The following is a 20,525-nucleotide window of genomic DNA, read 5'->3' on the forward strand; positions in this document are numbered from 1 at the left end:
ATTTTTCAACAAAAAGCACCCTCTTCCGAGGATGCCTGCGAACCGGGGTTATTCTGCTGTTGGCTTATAAGCCCTGTTGCAGAGCCCGACTTTATTTTTTGGAGGTCGGCAGCAAAATAGTGAACTCCGTCCCTTCTCCCAATACGCTGGCAGCAGTGACAGAGCCTCCGTGAGCCTCCACAATATTTTTGACAATCGCAAGCCCCAGACCGGTTCCTTTGTCCACTCCCCGCACTCTGGCCTTGTCCGCCTTATAAAAGCGGTCAAAAATATAAGGCAGATCCTCGCTGGCAATGCCCACACCTTCATCCTTAATCCGAATGCGGATCAGCTCATGCCGTTCCCCCAAAATCCGATCGGCACTAATGGTAACACTTTTTCCACCGGGCGTATGCCTGAACGCATTATCCAGCAAATTGGTCAGTACCTGTTCCAATCGGTCTTCATCTGCTTCGGGCAGCAGTAAATGCTGTCCTTGCTCATGATAATCGAGCGTCAGCCCCTGTTCCTTAGAGCGCACCGTAAATTTACGATGAACACGCTCGATCAGTTCATTCACATCCACTTCCTGACGATGCATGTCTGTATGACCTGCCTCCATTCGGGCCAGATCAAGCAGATCCTTGACCAGCCTTCCCATACGCAACGATTCATCATGGATGACGCGTACCAGTTCCTCGGATTCTTCCGGTGAGCCAGCCATTCCATCGAGCAAGGCCTCGCTGTAGCCCTGCATCATGGAAAGCGGTGTACGGATTTCATGGGATACATTGGCCACAAAATCGCTCCGCATTTTCTCCAACTTGACCTCCTCCGTGATGTCTCTGAGCACAGCCACAGCGCCACGAATTACATTATCTGTGTACAACGGTGCCATTTGCACCGACCAGGAGCCCTGTTTTACATGAATATAGTCGCCGCCGTCCTCTCCCCTGTCCATAACGGTATGGAACAACGGCAGCAATGGCCCGGGTACAGACACTCCGAATTCCTCCTGGTCGTGCTCTTGCCACTCCAGGTTTTTCCATCTATCCAACAGACTTTGCGCAGGCGGATTCGTCAAAATGATTTGCCCGCTTCTGTCGAAGGTCATAACAGCATCAGACATGCTTCTCAGCACGCTGGACAGATGATTCTTCTCCTCATTCAGACTGCGGATCGTCGCCTCCAGCTCCGTAGACATATGATTGAAAGTTTTCGCCAGTTCGCCAATCTCGTCACTCGTTACCAGCGAAAGCCGCGTATCATACCTTCCCTCACGGATCGCATTCGCCGCCTGAATCAATAGCTGCATGGGCTGCGTAATTTTAGTAAAAAGAAACAGAGCAAAAAAAGTCGTCAGTAAAAATCCAACAATGCATGTATAGGTGAACAAATGCTTAATTTCCGTCGATTCATACGCCGCAAAATTCCTGTTGATATACGGCAACAAAAAAAGTCCCAGAAAAATAAGCACACAGCCTACAAGACAAATGATGGTGATCCATAGCTTGCCTACCAGCGATCTCCAGAAGCTCACGTTATTTTGGAACCTCCAGCTTGTAGCCCACGCCCCAAACCGTCGTAATCATAGCCGCTGCCTCCGGCGATACTTTGTTCAGCTTTTCACGAAGCCGTTTGACATGCGTATCCACCGTTCGTAGATCACCAAAAAATTCATAATTCCATACGTCTTTCAGCAGTTCTTCGCGCGAAAACACCTTGTCCGGCGACACAGCCAAATAATGCAGCAGCTCGTACTCTTTAGGTGTGAGACTGATTTCAATCCCGCCTGCACTTACACGGTGCGCATCATGCTCAATAATAAGATTCGGAAAAACAATGCTGTTGCTCGGCACCGTCTCCTTGGTCAAAAAAGCAGTTTCCGACGAACGGCGCAAAATCGCCTTCACCCGATAAATCACCTCACGCGGACTAAAGGGCTTGACCACATAATCATCGGCTCCGACTTCAAAGCCCTGTACGCGGTTTACTTCCTCGCCTTTGGCGGTCAGCATGATTACAGGTGTAGCTTTGGTCTGACGCAGACGTGTGCAAACTTCAATTCCATCCATGCCCGGTAACATCACATCGAGCAGAATAATACTGTAATCGCTTGCAGTCGCTTTCTGGAGCGCAATTTCGCCATCCTCAGCTTCATCAATTTCGTATCCTTCTTTTTCCAGGTACATCCGCAGAAGGCGGCGAATGCGTTCTTCATCATCTACAATTAATATGCGGTTGCTATGTTCTGACATATTCCCAGCCCCTTCGCTAAAAAAAGCATTCTCTCTATTTTACTATTTTCCCGTGTCCGGTCAAACCTTACTCTGTTCATTCAGCTCTCTTTACACCAAAAAGGCCGGGGTTATGACCCCCGTCCTGTCCGTTTCTTTTTCGTGTTGTCTGACTGTGCAAGTTGAATGAGACGGTTGATCTCGTCCTTAGTAAGGGGTCTCGTCAGACCGCGCTTCAGGTTTTGCAGCAGAAGATCGCCGAAAGCAATCCGTTTAAGCTTGATAACCGGATGGGAAATGGCCTCAAACATCCGTCTGACCTGACGGTTTCTGCCTTCATAAATAGTAATCTGGATCACAGACTCCTTGCCGTTCGGGTCCACATCCTTGTATTCCACCTCAGCAGGCGCGGTAATACCGTCCTCTAGCACGATTCCTTTTTTCAGCTTGTCCAGCTCGGTTCCGTGTGGAACGCCTTTGACTGTCGCCACATACGTCTTGGGCACATGATGCTTCGGATGGGTGAGCAGATTGGCGAACTCGCCGTCATTGGTGAGCAACAACAGCCCTTCAGTATCGTAATCAAGACGACCTACCGGATAGACGCGTTCCTTAACGCCTTTCAGATAGTCGGACACGATTTTACGGCCTTCCGGATCGGAAGCGCTCGTAATTACGCCTTTAGGCTTGTTCATCATTAAGTAGATTTTTTTCTCGGTTTTGATCGGTCTGCCCTTTACCGTAATTATATCCTGATCAGGGTCTGCCTTCGTTCCCAGCTCTGTTACGGTAACCCCGTTCACTTCCACGCTGCCCGCCTGAATAAGCTCCTCACATTTACGTCGGGAAGCTACGCCAGCCTGAGCCAATATTTTCTGCAATCTTTCCATGTTCGCTAATTCACCTCATGCTAATGATACCCATCCATGAACAAAATCACAAGCCCCGTTCACAAATCAATGCGGGAATCAAAATACAAGCAGGCAAATCGCAATCGCTGCCACAAAACCGACTACGTCTGAAAACAGTCCCACCTTCAAGGCGTACCGTCCATTTCGGATACCTACCGCGCCAAAATATACAGTCAGCACATAGAGTGTCGTGTCCGTGCTGCCCTGAATCGTGGAGGCAATACGACCGATCATGGAATCCGGGCCATACGTGCGGATCAGATCCGTTGTAAACGCAAGCGAGCCGGTGCCCGTCAACGGGCGCAACAGTCCTAATGGCAGTACCTCACCGGGTACGCCCCAGCTTTTGATCCAGGGCGTTACCCAGGATATCAAGTAATCCAGAGCGCCGGACGCCCGAAAAATGCTGATAGCCACCATCATGCCTACGAGATGAGGAATGATGCTGATGGCCGTGGAGAAGCCGTCTTTGGCTCCATCCACAAAGGAATCGTAGACTGGCACCTTTTTGGCATATGCATATAAAGGAATAAAGGCAAGAATAACCGGAATGGCCCAAGTCGATACGAGATTAATGAAATAAAGCATGCCTCCCTCATCCTTTCCAAGTGGTGTTTCTGCCCTTGGCAGCCGTCATTCCTGATCGCGGAACGGCAGGTGAAGAAACGGGCGGCGTAGCCGGAGAGGACGCAGATACTGGCGTAGCTTGTGGTGCCTGTGTTTTCTGCGACGGCAATGATGATGTGGACGGTGGACTGGCTGGAGGGCGGCGCAACTCCCGGCTACGGTACCAGCGATCCGCCGCAATCGCGGCAAAGGTGGCTATCGCAGTCGCCACCAGCGTCGTCCCGACGATTTCGGTCGGATTGGCGGAATGATAATTGAGACGAATCGCAATCAGTGTGGTCGGAATAAGCGTAATGCTGGCCGTGTTCAACGCGAGCAGCGTACACATAGCGGGCGTAGCGGTCTGCTTGTCGGGATTGAGCGATTGCAGTTCTTGCATCGCCTTGATGCCCATCGGGGTCGCTGCATTTCCCAAGCCGAGCAGATTAGCGCTCATATTGGACAAGATATACCCCATAGCCGGATGATTACGCGGGACATCAGGAAACAGAAAAGCAACTAGCGGGGCGAGCAGTTTGGATATTTTCTGCAAAAGCCCCCCATCTTCCGCCAGCTTCATCATGCCCATCCAGAACACAAGCACACTAATCAGCCCAAAGCATACCGTGACACCCGTAGCCGCCCCGTCAAATGCCGCCTTGGTCACCACTTCAATATTTCCCTGTGCGGCGGCAAACACAAATCCAATACAAATCAGGGCCACCCATATGAGATGAATCAAGACCGATCCCTCCCTTTCACCGATGAATGTGACGCAATCCCTATGCTCTGAACAGTTTTCTTAAAATATCGCTCCATCCGCTCGCCCAGGTGCGCTCTTGGTTACCACGGCTTGCAGGAGCTTGTGCCGTCGGAATTTCCTGTTGTGGCTGTACTGTGCTCCGGGCGGGCAGCTTACTGCCTTTTTCATACACAGGAACGGAGCCAATAAGCTTACCTTCCAGCAGGAACTCGACACGTCCCCGCAAACCGAAGGATACGTCAGCTCTGTTAGACTTGGACTTTTTATACAGGACCAGTCTTTTGTGCAGCTGCACCTTCTCCCCATCATGCAAAGGATAGGCAAAGCTTGCGCCTGTAAGCAGCGGGTAACCATCAATCGGCTGTTGCTTGTCCGTAATCGGAATGAGCGGATAGTATCGGAAACCGTAGTCAAGCATGCGGGCATGGTCATTCCAATCGTCTCCGTCATTCAAGGTAACAGCGGCAAGCTGGCGACCGTCCCGTGTGGCTGAGCTGACCAGACAGCGAAACGCTTTTTTCGTAAAACCCGTTTTCACACCATCAGCTCCCTCATAGAGCCTCAGCATCTTGTTCTTGTTATGCCATGAATAATCCCAAGATTCATTCGGATTGGGTGCTTTTTTCAACTCCGTTTTCACAATGCGAGCAAAGGTTGGATTATGCAGTGCATAAGCGGTAAGCCGGGCCATATCATTGGCAGAGGAATAGTGTCTCTCGGCATCCAGTCCGTGCGGATTAGCAAAGTGAGAATGGCTTAGTCCAAGCTGAACCGCCTTCTCATTCATCAAATGAACAAATCCTTCTTCCGTCCCCCCCACATGCTCCGCAATGGCGGAAGCCGCATCGTTACCGGAACGAAGCATTAAGCCGTACAACATATTTTCCAGTGTCATTTGTTCACCCTTTTGGAGAAAAAGCGAGGAACCCTCTTTGGCATAAGCCGTCGGACTCACCTTTACCCGATCCTGCAAGCGTCCATGTTCAATGGCTACGATCGCGGTCATGATTTTGGTTAGACTGGCGATGCGTAGCTCCCGGTCACCCTCGGCGGAATATATGATTCTTCCTGATGTGACATCAATAAGAGAGGAAGCTTGAGCATGTGTAGTCAAAGCTGGTGGAACTTCCTCCTTCTTCACTGCTCCCCGAGCAGGCTGAGGATTCAGCAATGTGAGCGGCAATGTCAGGACGAGCAGCAGTGCCAGCGGCAACACAAATGTGTGTGTTTTTGAAAAAAATCGGATGCTACCCGCGTGGATTTTTGGCATTCTTTTAAACATTTGGATTCCTCCGGTTTTGAACAAGTCTTGTACCATTCTATGTCCAAGCTGTTCAAAGTATGTCCACCTTTATAGCAGAAAATCCCTCTAGGGATATGGTGTATCGTCCCTCTCTTCCGCATACTTTTTGAAGCAAACTAGGCAACTTCCACTCCTGCTTACATATATATAATAGTTACTAAACATGATGAATGAATGAATGAATGAATGGAGGTACAACATGCAGCGGCAACAGTTTGAAACGATCTTAAGAAGCCGAATTGTCGAGGCAGCGGAAGCCTTGAATCGAAGCGGTGTATCCTTTGCCACCTTTGATACCGCACGCAGCAACGCGCAATTTTGGAAGTTGACGGAAAATGGCGGATTTCAGATTAAAGCAGGTGTTACACCAGCGCAGGGGATCAGGGATATTTTTGTAAATGGGCATAAATATGCCTTTGAGTGTGCGACAGCTATGGTCATTGTGCTCTACAAAGGAGTGCTGGATTCCATTCTGGAAAGTGAATTTAACCGGATTTTTGCCGATATGCTGCTGTATGATTGGCACTATGACAGTGATCTCAGACTCATACAGGAGCAGGGGATTCACAAGGCCGTTCCTGGTGATATCCTGTATTTTAACAATCCCGATGTATCACCCAAAACGCCGGAGTGGAAAGGAGAAAACGTTATCAAGCTAAGGGAAAACTCGTTTTATGGTCACGGGATTGGCATCCACACAGCGGAAGGCATCATCGACTCCCTCAATCATCATCGGCGACCTGGGTCCACCACTTCTGCTTATTTGACAAATGAAGTGATCTACCCCGATTTTGTCTATCTGTCACAGTTTGCCCCTGAGGGAAACCGGGAAGAAGAACTTGAGCTGAGCCCTTTACACGTGCACACTCCTCGTATACATGCGAGCATCGGTGGAAGACAGTATATTCGTGCATAAAATTATGATGGCTGGGTGTATGTAAAAAAAGAGGGTGTTCCTTAGCCAATAGCTGACTTTGGAATACCCTCCTGTGCAAATAATCATATTCAATAACTGTTACAAATAAGCCGGGCCAGAGTGACTGTGATCAGTAGTGACATCTACAGGTACCTGTGGGGGTGGAGTATGCAAGTCTCCGCCTGCATTCCGGAAGATAGACTGAACCTTATCAATCAGGTATGGTGTGGAGTCGATGAGTTTCTCAATCAGATGCGTTTGATTGTCCAATGGAACGATTTGTGCCCCCTGTTTGCCGACAACCAGAAAAGCAATCGGGTGAATAGATACACCACCACCGCTACCGCCACCAAAAGGATGTCCTTCCTTCCCGCTATGATTACCCGACGCCGAGGAAGTATGAAGCGCCTCTTCATCTACGTTAAAATCACTTCCCCCAGCTGCGAAACCAAATCCTACCTTACTGATTGGCAAAATAACGGAACCATCGGGTGTTTCCACCGCGTCTCCCACAATCGTATTCACATCCACCATGGCTTTGATGTTCTCCATCGCGATTTGCATGAGCCCTTGAATCGGGTGATCTGACATGATTATTCCTCCTCTGCTTTGTTCAAGCGTAGACTGCCTTTTCTTTCGCTAGTGTGCGCAGGGGTTCAAGGAAATATGTACGTCATGTCATTCGATTCGTAATCCCTTAGTCAAGAAGATTCTGTGTGTTCTGCCACCGATCAACCAACAACAGGAGCATCTTTAATCCCGTTTCCATAGCGTCCTCATCCACAGTAAATCGCGGATGGTGATGCGGGAAGTCACTTTCTTTTGCCCCATTGCGTGATCCGATGTAAATAAAGGCTCCCGGTGCCTTCCGCAAATAGGCAGAAAAATCCTCGGCTCCCAGTGTAGGTTGTATTTGTTCCAGCACATCAGCACCAAAGTAATCGACAGCCGCTTCACGCACGAATTCCACCAGTTTCGTGTCATTATACAGTGGCCGATACCCCGGCTGGTAATCCAGCTCACAGGTTGCTCCATGGGCAGTTGCTACCCCATCTATAATCTGATGAATCAATCCCGGCATACGGTTCCGTTCTGACTGATCGAAGGAGCGGAATGTACCCCCAAGCTTCACCTGCTCGGGAAATGAGTTGTAGCCGGAACCCCCATGAATTTGTGTGAGCGACAAAACCGCAGGGCACAGCGGATCAATATGGCGGGCCACCACATGCTGAAGATTGACAATGACCTGTGCTGCTACCGAAATCGCATCAATTGCTTGATGAGGATAAGCCGCATGTCCCCCCGAGCCCGTAATCGTTATATCAAAGGCATCGTTACCCGCCATGACCGGGCCTGCCAGCAGCCCGATTTTTCCCGTATCCAGCCAGGAAATCAGATGCAGGGCAAATATGGCATCTACATTGTCCATGACACCTGCTTCTACCAACTGCCCGGCCCCACCTGGTACTTGTTCTTCCGCATGCTGAAATATAAAGCGCACTTCTCCACGGATAGACTGTTTTTCCCCTGAAAGAATTTTCGCCACGCCCAGCAAAATGGACGCATGACTATCATGTCCGCAGGCATGCATCACATTGTCGGTCTGAGAGGCGAATTCGAATTGATTCTCCTCATGAATGGGCAATGCATCAATATCAGCGCGCAGTGCCAGTACTCTGCCAGGCTGTTCACCCTTAAGTCGGGCCATGACGCTTGTTGGAGTCGGACGTGAAATTTGCAGGTTTCCAAAGCCTCTCAATTGTTCTTCAATGTATGCAGACGTTTGAACCTCTTGAAAAGAAAGCTCCGGGTGACGATGAAAATGTCTGCGCCACTCCACAACCTGTTCTTTTATGGCTTCTGCTTGTGCAATCCATGTTTCATGTTCCATGTTAGTTTCTCCACTCCTTCAACTGTTCATTTCTCATTTCTACATAGCAAGAGGACAAGCTCAAGGGCTTTACGCCCTTCGCCTGCCCTCCTTTTCTTCATGCTTACATCACTTTCGTTAATCCGACTGTCTTCTCCATAATAATAATAGCCAGCACGGCAACTCCTATGAACAAAACGGAGATGGCGTTGACGGATGGATCAAATGTCTGATCAATATAGTTAAAAATCCGCACAGGCACGGTTATATTTCCAGGTGAGGATACAAATAAACTGATCGACACTTCCCCGAAAGACTCCACGATGGAGAACACCGTACCTGCGATAATCCCCGGCTTGATCAGCGGAATCGTGATTCTTACAAAAGTTTTCAGTCTTCCCGCTCCCAAGCTCATCGAAGCCGATTCCAGTTTGGGATCAAGCCCGGATACACTGACACTCACCGTGCGGACTACGTATGGAAAGGCAACAACCATATGCCCAATGACCAGCCCTGTTAAAGAGTTAATAAGCCCCAGGGATGTAAACTCATACAGCAACGCAATCCCCAGCACAACCTGCGGAATCATAAGCGGTGACAGCATAAGAGACTGAATGGCTTCCCGACCTCGAAACTTTAATCGACCCAGAGCATAAGCAGCAGCCGTTCCCAAAATGACGGTTAACGGTGTGACGATAAGTAGCAGCAAACCGCTCACCTGTAATGCCGATGCCCAGTCGCTGTTTGTAAACAACGAGTGAAACCATCTTACTGAAAAAGAGGTCGGCGGAAATTGCGGATACTCCGTCGGACTAAAGGCAGACAGGAAAATAACCAGAATGGGTGAAATCAGAAACAGATACACCAGAATACCAGCCGCCCAAATTAGAGTTGTCAGCACCGATATTTTGCGTTTTCGCTGCGGCGGTCGATCGGCCTTGTTCATGTTGTTAACGACAGGAGCTGAGGCCTTGCTTGAAGAATCAGTCATGCAGCCTGGCCTCCCATCTCTTCGATATCCAGCCGATCAGGGCAACCACAATACCGACCAGCAGCAACAGCGTTACAGACAGGGCGGCAGCGAATGGCATATTGAATACCTGCACGGCCTGCTGATAAATCGCCAGCGGCAGGAGGGGCTGTAGACGACCGCCTACAAGCAATGGCGTGATATAGCTACCCGCTGCAAGCGAGAAAACAATAGCCGCACCAGACAACATTCCCGGCAACGTAAGCGGAAGCGTCACCCGGAAAAAGGTTCGAATCCGCCCAGCTCCGAGACTCATGGATGCCTGCCGCAGCTTGGGCTGAATATCTCCCATGGACGTTGCAATAGGCAGTACTGCGAATGGCAGCATAACCTGCACATAAGCGATAATGACAGCCTTCATACTCCATAAAAGCGATAACGGCTGATCAATCAGGTGCAGCTTGAGCAGCACCGCATTCAGCAGGCCATTTTGAGCCAGAATGACAATCCATGCGAACGTACGAATCACCACACTGGTCAACAAGGGCGAAATCAGCAGAATATAAAAAAATGTGCGTATGCCCGGTTTCTCGGTTCGTACCAGCAGATATGCCGCCGGATAAGCCAGGACAATACAAATGACTGTCGTCAGCAACGCAACACCCAATGTCGACCGGATGGTTGTCATATATGCGCCTGTCGTAAACACCTGGATATACTGATTCAACGTATACGTAGGAAGCACATTTAATAAACTATCTACTTCCCGAAAACTGAGTACAATCAGCATAATGAACGGCGCAACCAGAAAAGCTGTCAGAAAGAGCAGCGCCGGGGTAAGCAAAAGCCAATAAAATGAGTTCGTACGTCGAACAGCAGTTGTACGTGCCATGGTTACCCTCCTTCCGTTGGAAGAGGAATGACATCCTCAGCAGCCCAGTATAATTCACACCGGTCTCCCTGTACCGGAAGAGTCGGGAATACAGGATCAGGAGCAACGACTAGCAGCTCTCCTTTACCGGGAAGAGCTACTTTTAACCTTACCTGATCTCCCGCATAGCTGACATGCTGAATGATTCCCGGTGTGCGATTGGGCTGAGCTTCACTTCCGGGTATGAAGGAAATCCGTATCCTCTCTGGACGCAGCATATACGTAGCTGCCTCCACAGAATCCGGCACAGCCGTTTCCAGAATTAACGGAGAACCATTGGCCAGCTCATAATGTTCGACCTGAAGGCGTATATTGCCTCCCGAAGCTGCATCCCCCATTGAACAGGTATGAAACAGATTCACCTGTCCGATAAAATCTGCTACGAACCGATTAGCTGGCTGTCGATATATTTCCAGTGGAGAACCAACCTGTTGAAGACGTCCATGCCCCAAAATACCGATACGGTCGGACAAGCTGAGCGCCTCTTCCTGATCATGTGTGACCAAGATAGTAGTGATTCCGGTCCGGCGTTGAATCGTCCGCAGCTCTGTCTGCATATCCTTGCGCAGCTTTGCGTCCAGATTGCTTAACGGCTCATCCAGCAGCAATACAGAGGGTTCAATAGCCAAGGCTCTCGCAATCGCCACCCGTTGCCGCTGTCCTCCGCTTAACTGATGAGGTCTGCGGTCTGCCAAGGATGAGAGCTGGACAAGTGCCAGTGTCTCGTCGACACGGCGCTTTATTTCTTTTTTAGGCAGCTTGCGTATTTGCAGGCCGTAGGCCACGTTATCAAACACCGAAAGATGGGGAAACAACGCATAATCCTGAAATACGATACCCAAACCCCGTCGATAAGGAGGCAGTCCAGTCACATCCTGTTCTCCAATAAGAATTCGTCCCGTGGAGGGGTCCAGAAAACCCGCAATCATATTCAGCAGCGTCGTTTTACCACAACCGCTAGGTCCGAGAAGGGAGAAGAACTCCCCTTCCCGAACTTGTAGCTGGACCTCTTCCAGAGCCGTGAAATCTCCAAATTGGCGGCTCACATCATCAATGTGAATCCCACTCACTTGCTGCCCCCCAATGCCTGTGTCCAGCGATTGGTCCAATCTGCCAAGTTAGGGGTAGCTGTCGTATAATCAACCCATTTCAGCTTTTTGTAGGCTTCTTCGCCGACTTGTACTTTGTTTTTCAAGTCATCACTATACTTTACGTTTTTGTTGGTCATACCGTACAGAGACAGATCAGAGAATGATTTCTGTGCATCAGGACTGGACAAATAGTCAACCAGCTTATAGGCATTTGCCAGGTTCTGGCTTCCTTTCGGAATAACCCAGCTCGCCACAGCAGCAACCGGTCCATCCTTCGGATACGTGAAGCCAACATTCAAGCCAGCTTTTTGCATAGCAAACGCGCGACCGTCCCAAAACGGTACAACCCACGCATCCCCACGCTCCAGCAAGGTTTGAATGGAACCGGAGTTATCCGGGAACGCGGTAGCATTCTGCTTTAGCTCTGCAAGTTTGGCAAAGGTTTTATCGACGTCAGCAGGGTTGCTCTCCTTGCCACCCAAGGCATTAACAAGACCGGAGAAGAACTGCAAACCAGCAGAATAAGTCGGCGAGGATATTGCAACATGGCCTTTATATTCCGGATTCCACAAATCCAGCCAACTGGTCGGCGGGGTTTTAACTAAATCTTTACGATAAATAAGTCCTAATTGCCCCATACTAAAGCCTGCCGCGTATACATTGCCGTCTTTCGTGAACCGTTCCTCAACAGAAGGGTATAAATCAGCCAGATTAGGAACATTTTTAGTATCCAAAGGCTGCAACAAATTGGAATCTGCTGCCCGTTGAATGGTGTCCGGTTGCAGAACAAGCACGTCATAAGCTGCATTTTTACCATTGCCCGCTTTCAGCTTTGGATACCATTCGGCATCCGTACCCGTGACAACCTCCACTTCAATCCCGGTATCCTTTTGAAATTGATCCAATGCTGCTTTACGGATATTTTTTTCCCAATCTCCACCGGACACACCAATGACCACTTTGTTCGTTTTCGGCAGCTGGCCGCTGGCTTGATTATCGGTTCCCGCTCCGCTCTGTTGATTGCCGCAAGCAGAAATGAGGACCGCCAAGCTAAGGAATAGGGAAGCAAATGTGAATTTTCTCTTGTTTTTCATGGACATAACCACCTTTTATGAATAATAAAATACCTTCTACATTAAATCCTGCCACAATTGCTCAATCGACTCGGCGGACAGCTTCTGCTGCGGATAAATCTGTTCAGCACGTTCATGAACCAACTGCTTGCGAATAGCACGTTGAGTCGGCGGAAGTTGTTGGAGCAACTGCGCTAGGCGGTCGCTTGCTTCGGATGTCCAGACAGCTTCATAGGCTTCTCTTGCGCTCCCGAAATCCCACAAGTCCGTGACTTCCGCAGTCTTGCCAGCCCGGTACTGGCGCGTCAATGCTTCATCCACTACCCACGCACCATCTTGTATTTGAACGGTAACGCCGTATAAGTTCTCTGCCTGCTGCACCCCGAGTAGACCAGCGCGCACTTCCTCCAATACATCTTGGGGATCGCGCTTGAACGGACTTCCCCAGCCGCCCCCACCTGGAGACTGAATGCTGACCACATCGCCTGGCTCCGGATGAAGTACACTAATTTTGGGTAGTTTTCGTTCATTCGCACGGCCGGGGTTCAATGTGACCTGTCCCAAGGAACCGGCTTGTCCGCCTGCCAGTCCCCAAGGATGAAAGCGGAGACGTTCCATGCCTCTAGCCGTTACTATCGAACCTTCCTCCCGAATCTCAAAATCAAGTCGGATGGCGTGACCCCCGCGATGCAGTCCGGCACCTGCCGTGTTTTCCAACAATTCATAGCGATGAACCAGCACTTCAATGTGCTGCTCCAGACTTTCAATCGGGGTATTTCGGAGAAAACCGGAAGCATGATCGATTCCGTCCGCTCCTTCCATGTCACTGTGACCTCCGCCTCCACCGCCCATCGGCTGAACTACAGCCATATTACGCGAACCACTCAAAACGTCAGGGGTGGACAACACCACAATCGCAGATTGCCCGGCACCCGCCGCCGGGATTTCATTTGGAATAGCTTTTGCAAGCGCCCCAAGCACAGCGTTATACAACCGCATCGTAATCGTATGCCTCACGCCCACCGCAGCCGGATATACCGGATTAACCAGCGTACCCGCCGGTGCAATGACCGAAATGGGTCGTGTAATACCTCCGTTAACCGGAATAAACGGATCAGAACTAATAATATAGTTGATTAATCCCTGGAACAGAAACGAATGCTTTTTCCCGTTCGTCACGAGATTAAATGCCGTTCTCACCTGTGGATCACAGTTGGAAAAATCAAGCGTAATGCTTCCATCCTTGACCACAACCGACACGGCCAGACGCACAGGGGTATCCGAAACCATATCATCATCCAGATAATCAGCAAAGCTGTAAGTGCCGTCGGGAATTTGTTCGATGACCTTGCGGGCACGAAGCTCCCCCTGATCCATCAGGTCCTGCATACTGTCCTTCACGGCTTGAACACCAAACTTGTTCACCAGCGTATGCATCCGCTGTTCGGCTGTATTGACAGCAGCCACCATCGCATTAAAATCACCCAGATTGAGCTGTGGCGCCCGGCTGTTCGCATTCAGAAACAAATGGACGTCCGCATTGGCTTGACCACGCTTATAAAGCTTCACCGGAGGTATACGTAAACCTTCCTGGTGAATATCCGTGGCCTCGGGCGAAATACTGGAGGGTACCAGACCGCCTACATCACTGCAATGAACAAATGCCCAGGCGTAGGATATCAGCTCACCGTCCACAAAAATAGGTTTGAATACATGAACATCTGGCAAATGTGTCGCCAATCCGTCAGTGGAATACGGCTCATTGGTAATGATAATATCGCCCGGTTCCAGCGGCTCACACGCCTCTGCTGCACGCTGTAAGCTTAAACCCAAAAATATAGTTACACCAACAGTTTTTGGGTAAACAAAAAACTCTCCCGACGGCGTCGCTAAGGCAGTGGCAAAATCCGCTGACTCCTTCACAAATGTCGTGAACGATGTCCGTTCAATAATGTGGCCCATTCCCGCCGCAATCGCATTATAATAACTTCGCATGATTTCCAGTGTTGCCGGATCTGTCTTCATCCGCATACCTCTTTTCGTTTCAAAATCAGGTTGCCGGACGGATCCGTCACGCCATACCAGCCGTTCAGCACAAGAACGGTTGTGTCATCCTGTTCGACGATAGCTGGTCCTTCGAACCGATGGCCTGCACGCAACTCGGTACGAGCGTATACATCAGCGGTATAATCCGTTCCGCCATAGACAATACGTCGTGTTCCCGAAGGCTGAATTTGATCCGTCGCCTCTGGAATGGAGGCAATCTGAGGTTTAATCGTATGGCCTGCCAACCGTACCCGCAGGTTAATCAACTCTAATACGGCAGAAGGATCACTGTGCCCGTATTGACGATGATGCAGTTCGTGAAAAGCGGTGACAATCCGTTCACCGTTTCCGTCTTCCAGCATGGAGCGATCCAGCGGAAGCTCAATTTCAAAGGCTTGTCCGCTGTAACGTGCATCCATCGAGTAATGAAGTGCGATCCCTTCCAGCCCCTCCACCTGCTGCTGATCAAGCCACTGCCGCGCCTGTTCTGCCAAAACATCAAATTCACGCGCGAGCGAATCGGAAGGATACTCATCAAACCGCTGCTGTAAAGATAATACTGCATCATAGGCAAAATCAGCCGACAGTGCTCCTAGCGCACACAACGTACCGGGATTCGGTGGAACCAGAACACTCTGTGCCTGAATTTCCTCTGCCAAAAAATTAGCCGTTACCGGTCCGCCGCCGCCAAAGGCAAGCAGACTGAATTCCCGTGGATCAAAGCCGTGCTGCTCCATCACCGCGCTTAGCTCTGCATACATATTCGCCACAGCTACCTGAATCATTCGGTCGGCGGCCATTCGTTCATCTGTTCCCAAGTGCTCGGCAATGGGACGAATTGCTTGCGCAGAACGTTCAGGGAAAAGCTGTACATGCCCTGCGGCGAACCTATCCGAATTCAAATATCCGCACAAAAGAAACGCATCCGTCAAAGCAGCTCTTTCCCCCGTGCCGTAACAGGCAGGCCCCGGAGACGAACCGACTGACTCCGGTCCTACCTTAAGCAGCCCTCCATTGTCAATCCAGGCAAAGGAACCGCCGCCTGCCCCTACCGAATACATCGAAACGGAAGGTAGCATAATCGGCATCCCTGCCAACTGATTGGTTTGTGTGAATGTGGGCTTACCGGCTTCAATAATGGAAATATCGGCACTCGTGCCCCCCATATCAAAAGTGATGACATTGGCAATATCTGCAGATTTTGCGGCTTGTACTGCACCGATTACCCCTGCGGCGGGTCCGGAAAACAAAGTTCGTACTGGCGCCTGTGCAGCTGTGCCAATATCCATAATACCGCCATTCGATTGCGTAATAAAAGGTTGCGTCTGAACTCCTTCTTCATTCAAACGTTCACGAAGCGTTTCAAAGTAACGCTGGACGTTTGGCTGAATATACAAGTTAACGGACGTCATAGCCGCCCGCTCGTATTCCCTCATCTGAGGCCACAAGGCGGAAGACGCATTCACACCCAACTGGGGAGCGATCTCACGTATCCGCTGAACAGCCAATTGCTCATGCTGCGGGTTTTTATAGCTATGCAGGAAGCAAACCACTACCCCGCTCACCCCGGAATCCAGCGCCCCGCGAATCGCTTGATCCAGACTATCAGAATCTAATGAGGTATGTACCGTACCGTCATGCAGCATGCGCTCTTTTACCGTAAAGACCCGTTCTCTCGGCACAAGCGGCTCAGGCAGTCTGGAACGAAAATCATATGGTATCGGCAGCCGTAAACGCTGGAGAGCCAGCAAATCCCGGAATCCCTCGGTTACGATGAGTGCAATCGCCTCACCGCGACGCTGTAGTAACGTATTTAGACCTATTGTAGTGCCGTGCACGAAGTAATGTATGTCCTCCGGCTTGATGCCACGCTCTTTCAACAAGGCTAATCCATTTGCAATCCCCTGTGCAGGGTCCAACGGAATGGTTGGAGTTTTCACTCCCCATAGCTTGCCGTTCTGATTGTCCAATATGGTTAAATCCGTAAATGTTCCCCCAATATCAATCCCTAATCTCCATGAATCGCCCAACCTTTACTGCCTCCTCTTGTTACGCACGATCTCTCTGCTATAATTACGACTAATTCTATCGACATTATATAAATAAATCAAGATATTCGATAAAATTCGACAATATTATCAAGAGTATTTTTGTGCTACCCTAAGTTCAGAGAAGGATGGATTCCATCGCTCTTTACTCTTCACTGCTGACCTGACGATTCTCAGGTTTCTTGGAGAATACGCGCTTCCACGCCTCTGGACCGCCCGGTACGCGCCATATGCGGTAAGCCAACATGAGCATCGAATAAACGACATAACCTAGTGAAATACTTGCCTCACAGGTCAAAGTGGTAGTAAAACGCAGGCGATCTACCCAATAGGGCACAACAAACAGCTTGGGCGTGCAGTTCATGCGCACAAAGCTGGAGGCAAAACCGATCAGTGACGTTTTCAGTCCCCAGAGAATACCGGTAGAGGTAGCCGTATAAGCAGCATCAGCAAGACTGATATTGGTGGACCATTCCATTTTCGACATTTTCACATGGGATAGCGTATGACGTATCCATCGGTGAAAGGAGCGTGTTCCTTTCAGCAGAATCCGAATATCGTGTATAAATAGCTTGATTTTCTCTTTATCGATGGTGCCGCTGTCAATAGAAGCATCGGTTTTATGTATGTTTTTGTTGCGATCGAGTCGATAGAGTAGCCCTTTCTGCAAACTTGCCAGCAGAATAGCCGGAATGTCATAGTTTATTTTAATCCACCCGTACAGAAATCTGATCTCCAGATGCGCCCGGTCATCATTATCATGCTTGGCAATATCCAGCTTCAATCGGATACGGGAGAGCAGAACAGCCAGCACAAGTAACAAGACGACGATGATGGCGATACCGATCCATTTCCACACTGGCGAGTCCTCCCTTCCTTTTTTCTACATAGATATACCATGGCAAAAATAGTATGACCCTTCACCCGGAAAACATGCATCCTGAAACGCTAAACAGCCAGCCCCATTACGCAAGGACTGGCTGTTTTCTAAATTTCGAACCTTTAACAATGAAGAGAAACCTGTAAAACAAGCTCCTGTCAGGCATCAAGATTCCGTATCGTTCATATCCGGGTGATTACTCTCCAAACGTTCGAACAACAATTGTGTCTCTTCCTCCAAATTATCCGAGTCCTCAAACTGCTCAGGCTGCGGCAAATCCGCCAAAGAGCCCAGACCAAAATAATCCAGAAATGACTTCGTCGTACCGTACAAAATTGGCCGTCCGATAGCCTCAGCCCGACCTTTTTCCTCAATAAGCTCCTTGTTGACCAGAGTATGTATGGCCCGCTCAGATTTGACACCGCGAATATCTTCGATTTCAACTCTTGTAATGGGCTGGCGGTAGGCCACAATGGCAAGTGTCTCCAAGGCCGCTTGCGACAGCGAGGCACGTGCCGGAGAGTAGGCGAGCTTTTCAAAATAAGGTGCATGTTCGGATAAGGTTGCAAGCTGATAGTGCCCGGCGATACGGACAATTTGCAGACCTCTTCCTCCCTGCTCCATGTCCTGCTTCATATCCTCCAGACCCTTTTCAACCAGTTCTTGCTGCTGCTCTACAATGTCGGCGATCTGCTTGGCGGACAACCCTTCCTCTCCCGCGAGAAACAGCAGTCCCTCAATAATTGATTTCAGCTTCAGATAATCCATTAACCCGTAAATCCCCTCTCCACTCCATTACAATATCATCGAAAAGCTTCTCCTGATAGCAGAAAATCTGCTTCATTTTCATCAATTCGAGGATAGCCAAAAAGGTGACTACCACTTCATGCCGATACATATCCTCATGCATCAGCTTGGAGAACAGAAGCCGTCCCCCCGTTCCTACCATCTCCAACGCCCCGATGACCTGCCGAATACGGTCCTTGACCGAAATTTCATCCCGGTGAATACGGGTTACCGTCGTACGTCGTTCTGCTTTGCGCAGCGCACGCTGAAAAGCCGCGACCAAATCGCTTGCATGCAGCCCATGCACCGGATTGGCGGGTTCGATGGGCAGGTATGCGCTCAAATCCTCCGGTTCCTTGCCATAGATCAGACTTCGTTCCCATTCACGCTCACTCAGATGGCGGGCAATCCCTTTATATTTACGATACTCCACCAGCTTGCGAACCAGTTCATCCCGTGGATCATAATCCTCTTCTTCATAAAAATCCAAATCATCATATTCCATTACAGGTGGCTTGGGAAGCAGCAATTTACTCTTAATGGATAAGAGCGTCGCCGCCATCACCAGAAACTCGCTCGTAATGTCCAGCTCCAGCTCCTGCATACTGTTCAAAAAAGCCATATACTGATCAGTAATATCACTAATCGGGATATCCTGAATATCGATCTCGGCCTTATCAATCAGATGCAACAGCAGGTCCAGCGGACCCTCGAATGTTTCCAGCTTGTAATTTACGACTGTCAATGTGCTTCCCCCTGCCTTACTCCAATCATCATTCAACAATACCTTTCCCCGTTAGCACTTATGCTCGACTTTATCAATCCCTCTTTCTGTAGTATATACGTCATCGCCTTGCTTAACAATCCAATCCCTTTTTCCTGCTATAGTTATGTCGTTCAATTCAGGTATTCGCAAAATTAAAACTGCTTGCCCAGATTCGCCATCTCAATCGCAGCCAGTGCGGAATCCCAGCCTTTATTACCAGCCTTCGTACCTGCACGCTCAATAGCCTGCTCAATGTTTTCCGTCGTTACTACACCGAAAATAACAGGCACGCCTGTTTTCAGACTGCTTGCCGCCACACCCTTGGCTACCTCATTGCAGACGATATCATAATGGGAGGTCGAACCACGGATCACCGTACCCAGCGTAATAACGGCATCGTATTTACCGCTTGCAGCCATTTTTTGAGCAATCAGTGAAATTTCAAAAGCACCTGGCACCCAGGCTACATCAATCTCATCTTCCTTCGCTCCATGCCGTTGAAGCGCATCGATTGCACCGCTTAACAGCTTACTTGTAATAAACTCATTAAACCGGCCTACCACAATACCATACTTCAAACCATCCGATACGAGATTACCTTCCAGAAAACGTGCCATATGAATCAACCTCTCTTTTTTAAATTATTTACAATGACATACGACGACGATAATCAATCAAATCCTGAATACTGATCAGCTTCAAATGATGACGGTTGGCGATCACTGCCAAATCGGGTACTCGGGCCATGGACCCATCTTCCTTTATAATTTCGCAAATGACCCCGGCGGGTTTGGAGCCGCAGAGTCGGGCCAGATCGACAGCCGCCTCAGTATGACCCGCACGCTGCAAAACACCCCCATCGCGGGCGATCAGCGGAAACATGTGACCGGGCTTGCGGAAATCGCTTCCTGTGGCTGCTTCGTCGGTCAGCGCACGCACGGTCAATGAACGCTCGGCTGCTGAAATCCCCGTTGTGGTCTCTCTATGATCTACCGACACCGTAAAGGCTGTGCCGTGGAAATCTGTATTTTGCTCCACCATCGGTTGCAATTCCAGTGCCTCGGCTCTTTGCCCTGTAATCGGTACGCAGACCAACCCGCGGCCTTCGGTAATCATGAAATTAATGACCTCGGGGGACGCTTTTTCTGCCAGAGCGATAAAATCGCCTTCGTTTTCCCGTTGCTCATCATCCACCACGATCACGACTTTACCGTTTTTTAGATCCTCCAGCGCTTCTTCAATGGAATCCAGACGAATTTCCACCTCCTGCTCCAACACACCATATTCCACTACGTCAGCCACTATATTTGAATGGCTCTCACTGCTTCCGCTTTCCATTACGCTTTCCT

The 20,525-nt window shown here is 49.6% G+C and carries 20 protein-coding genes; 1 reads left to right on the forward strand and 19 read right to left on the reverse strand.

Translation table 11 applies throughout. The features are described 5' to 3' along the window. Positions 1 to 91: 91 nt before the first annotated feature. The 6 genes from E0698_RS05260 to E0698_RS05285 form a co-directional block, all read right to left on the reverse strand. Entirely contained in the window at positions 92 to 1,519 is a 1,428-nt protein-coding gene (locus tag E0698_RS05260; protein WP_192510839.1) for an ATP-binding protein, read from the reverse strand. Position 1,520: 1 nt separating this feature from the next. Continuing rightward, the gene (locus E0698_RS05265; protein ID WP_025685818.1) at positions 1,521 to 2,237 is read right to left on the reverse strand and encodes a response regulator transcription factor; all 717 of its coding nucleotides are present in this window, start codon (positions 2,235 to 2,237) and stop codon (positions 1,521 to 1,523) included. A 110-nt stretch (positions 2,238 to 2,347) separates the two neighbouring features. Continuing rightward, on the reverse strand, positions 2,348 to 3,106 hold the full coding sequence (locus E0698_RS05270) for a pseudouridine synthase (RefSeq protein WP_025685819.1): 759 nt from the start codon (positions 3,104 to 3,106) through the stop codon (positions 2,348 to 2,350). A 78-nt stretch (positions 3,107 to 3,184) separates the two neighbouring features. Continuing rightward, positions 3,185 to 3,715: a spore maturation protein gene (locus E0698_RS05275; protein WP_025685820.1), complete on the reverse strand. Its 531-nt coding sequence runs from the start codon at positions 3,713 to 3,715 to the stop codon at positions 3,185 to 3,187. 7 nt (positions 3,716 to 3,722) lie between these two features. Continuing rightward, positions 3,723 to 4,475: a nucleoside recognition domain-containing protein gene (locus E0698_RS05280; protein ID WP_134913817.1), complete on the reverse strand. Its 753-nt coding sequence runs from the start codon at positions 4,473 to 4,475 to the stop codon at positions 3,723 to 3,725. Positions 4,476 to 4,515: 40 nt separating this feature from the next. After that, on the reverse strand, positions 4,516 to 5,778 hold the full coding sequence (locus E0698_RS05285) for a D-alanyl-D-alanine carboxypeptidase family protein (RefSeq protein ID WP_134913815.1): 1,263 nt from the start codon (positions 5,776 to 5,778) through the stop codon (positions 4,516 to 4,518). 220 nt (positions 5,779 to 5,998) lie between these two features. Between E0698_RS05285 and E0698_RS05290 the strand changes: the two genes are divergently transcribed. After that, complete coding sequence (locus E0698_RS05290) at positions 5,999 to 6,715, forward strand: protein-glutamine gamma-glutamyltransferase (protein WP_192510840.1); 717 nt, start codon at positions 5,999 to 6,001, stop codon at positions 6,713 to 6,715. A 99-nt stretch (positions 6,716 to 6,814) separates the two neighbouring features. On the opposite strand, the gene ytfJ is transcribed toward E0698_RS05290, so the two are convergent. The 13 genes from ytfJ to ribB form a co-directional block, all read right to left on the reverse strand. After that, positions 6,815 to 7,306, reverse strand: a complete 492-nt coding sequence (gene ytfJ / locus E0698_RS05295; protein ID WP_134913811.1) for a GerW family sporulation protein — start codon at positions 7,304 to 7,306, stop codon at positions 6,815 to 6,817. Between the two features lie 106 nt (positions 7,307 to 7,412). Further along, entirely contained in the window at positions 7,413 to 8,606 is a 1,194-nt protein-coding gene (locus tag E0698_RS05300) for an amidohydrolase (protein ID WP_192510841.1), read from the reverse strand. 103 nt (positions 8,607 to 8,709) lie between these two features. Then, complete coding sequence (locus E0698_RS05305; protein ID WP_149093670.1) at positions 8,710 to 9,531, reverse strand: ABC transporter permease subunit; 822 nt, start codon at positions 9,529 to 9,531, stop codon at positions 8,710 to 8,712. Between the two features lie 37 nt (positions 9,532 to 9,568). Then, a complete protein-coding gene (locus E0698_RS05310; RefSeq protein WP_134913809.1) occupies positions 9,569 to 10,447 on the reverse strand; it encodes an ABC transporter permease in 879 nt (292 codons plus the stop codon). 2 nt (positions 10,448 to 10,449) lie between these two features. Continuing rightward, entirely contained in the window at positions 10,450 to 11,556 is a 1,107-nt protein-coding gene (locus E0698_RS05315) for a polyamine ABC transporter ATP-binding protein (RefSeq protein WP_192510842.1), read from the reverse strand. Continuing rightward, the gene (locus E0698_RS05320) at positions 11,553 to 12,671 is read right to left on the reverse strand and encodes an ABC transporter substrate-binding protein (RefSeq protein ID WP_192510843.1); all 1,119 of its coding nucleotides are present in this window, start codon (positions 12,669 to 12,671) and stop codon (positions 11,553 to 11,555) included. The genes E0698_RS05315 and E0698_RS05320 overlap by 4 nt, the downstream gene beginning before the upstream one ends. 36 nt (positions 12,672 to 12,707) lie before the next feature. Further along, positions 12,708 to 14,675, reverse strand: coding sequence for a hydantoinase B/oxoprolinase family protein (locus E0698_RS05325; RefSeq protein WP_192510844.1), 1,968 nt, complete (start codon positions 14,673 to 14,675; stop codon positions 12,708 to 12,710). Then, the gene (locus E0698_RS05330) at positions 14,672 to 16,726 is read right to left on the reverse strand and encodes a hydantoinase/oxoprolinase family protein (RefSeq protein ID WP_134913805.1); all 2,055 of its coding nucleotides are present in this window, start codon (positions 16,724 to 16,726) and stop codon (positions 14,672 to 14,674) included. The genes E0698_RS05325 and E0698_RS05330 overlap by 4 nt, the downstream gene beginning before the upstream one ends. A 163-nt stretch (positions 16,727 to 16,889) precedes the next feature. After that, complete coding sequence (locus E0698_RS05335; RefSeq protein WP_134913803.1) at positions 16,890 to 17,603, reverse strand: DUF2953 domain-containing protein; 714 nt, start codon at positions 17,601 to 17,603, stop codon at positions 16,890 to 16,892. 186 nt (positions 17,604 to 17,789) lie between these two features. After that, entirely contained in the window at positions 17,790 to 18,392 is a 603-nt protein-coding gene (gene scpB / locus E0698_RS05340; protein ID WP_134913801.1) for an SMC-Scp complex subunit ScpB, read from the reverse strand. After that, positions 18,361 to 19,155: a segregation and condensation protein A gene (locus E0698_RS05345; protein WP_192510845.1), complete on the reverse strand. Its 795-nt coding sequence runs from the start codon at positions 19,153 to 19,155 to the stop codon at positions 18,361 to 18,363. Before E0698_RS05345 ends, scpB begins: the two co-directional genes overlap by 32 nt. Before the next feature lie 173 nt (positions 19,156 to 19,328). Beyond that, positions 19,329 to 19,793: a 6,7-dimethyl-8-ribityllumazine synthase gene (gene ribH, locus E0698_RS05350; RefSeq protein ID WP_192510846.1), complete on the reverse strand. Its 465-nt coding sequence runs from the start codon at positions 19,791 to 19,793 to the stop codon at positions 19,329 to 19,331. Positions 19,794 to 19,821: 28 nt separating this feature from the next. Further along, the gene (ribB, locus tag E0698_RS05355) at positions 19,822 to 20,514 is read right to left on the reverse strand and encodes a 3,4-dihydroxy-2-butanone-4-phosphate synthase (RefSeq protein WP_273041343.1); all 693 of its coding nucleotides are present in this window, start codon (positions 20,512 to 20,514) and stop codon (positions 19,822 to 19,824) included. Between the last annotated feature and the right edge of the window lie 11 nt (positions 20,515 to 20,525).

This window comes from Paenibacillus sp. 23TSA30-6 (assembly GCF_014858585.1).
In the GTDB taxonomy this organism is placed as follows: Bacteria; Bacillota; Bacilli; order Paenibacillales; family Paenibacillaceae; genus Paenibacillus.

Excerpts from the sequence above, each read along its gene's own strand:
- E0698_RS05300 (WP_192510841.1), bottom strand. The coding sequence starts at position 8,606 with ATGGAACATGAAACATGGATTGCACAAGCAGAAGCCATAAAAGAACAG.
- E0698_RS05275 (WP_025685820.1), bottom strand. The coding sequence starts at position 3,715 with ATGCTTTATTTCATTAATCTCGTATCGACTTGGGCCATTCCGGTTATT.
- E0698_RS05325 (WP_192510844.1), bottom strand. The coding sequence starts at position 14,675 with ATGAAGACAGATCCGGCAACACTGGAAATCATGCGAAGTTATTATAAT.
- scpB (WP_134913801.1), bottom strand. The coding sequence starts at position 18,392 with ATGGATTATCTGAAGCTGAAATCAATTATTGAGGGACTGCTGTTTCTC.
- ytfJ (WP_134913811.1), bottom strand. The coding sequence starts at position 7,306 with ATGTCAGATCACCCGATTCAAGGGCTCATGCAAATCGCGATGGAGAAC.
- E0698_RS05305 (WP_149093670.1), bottom strand. The coding sequence starts at position 9,531 with ATGAACAAGGCCGATCGACCGCCGCAGCGAAAACGCAAAATATCGGTG.
- E0698_RS05265 (WP_025685818.1), bottom strand. The coding sequence starts at position 2,237 with ATGTCAGAACATAGCAACCGCATATTAATTGTAGATGATGAAGAACGC.
- E0698_RS05270 (WP_025685819.1), bottom strand. The coding sequence starts at position 3,106 with ATGGAAAGATTGCAGAAAATATTGGCTCAGGCTGGCGTAGCTTCCCGA.
- ribB (WP_273041343.1), bottom strand. The coding sequence starts at position 20,514 with ATGGAAAGCGGAAGCAGTGAGAGCCATTCAAATATAGTGGCTGACGTA.
- E0698_RS05290 (WP_192510840.1), top strand. The coding sequence starts at position 5,999 with ATGCAGCGGCAACAGTTTGAAACGATCTTAAGAAGCCGAATTGTCGAG.
- E0698_RS05285 (WP_134913815.1), bottom strand. The coding sequence starts at position 5,778 with ATGTTTAAAAGAATGCCAAAAATCCACGCGGGTAGCATCCGATTTTTT.
- E0698_RS05320 (WP_192510843.1), bottom strand. The coding sequence starts at position 12,671 with ATGAAAAACAAGAGAAAATTCACATTTGCTTCCCTATTCCTTAGCTTG.
- ribH (WP_192510846.1), bottom strand. The coding sequence starts at position 19,793 with ATGGCACGTTTTCTGGAAGGTAATCTCGTATCGGATGGTTTGAAGTAT.
- E0698_RS05310 (WP_134913809.1), bottom strand. The coding sequence starts at position 10,447 with ATGGCACGTACAACTGCTGTTCGACGTACGAACTCATTTTATTGGCTT.